We start from the raw sequence: 271 nt of genomic DNA on the forward strand, positions 1-271 counted from the left end.
GTTTTTTAATCGCTGGTGCTGGAGCAAAGCCCATAATACGTGGTTCTACACCGACTGCTGTTGAAGCAATGATCTTTGCACGCGGTTTGAGGTTGTAAGCTTGAACTGCCTCATCAGAAGCAATCAGTAGAGCTGCTGCACCATCGTTAATACCTGAAGCATTCCCCGCAGTGACCGTGCCCTCTGCTTTAACCACAGGCTTAAGTTTGCTTAAAGCTTCAAGTGTGGTCGACGCACGAGGATGTTCATCGGTATCAATCACAACAGCATC

1 pseudogene is annotated in these 271 nt (G+C 48.0%); it reads right to left on the minus strand.

Annotation, left to right across the window (positions count from 1 at the left end):
• Positions 1-271, minus strand: a pseudogene (locus UC75_RS20205) (acetyl-CoA C-acyltransferase); the annotation flags it as partial.

Source organism: Acinetobacter sp. V2 (genome assembly GCF_001188385.1).
Lineage (GTDB): Bacteria > Pseudomonadota > Gammaproteobacteria > Pseudomonadales > Moraxellaceae > Acinetobacter > Acinetobacter oleivorans.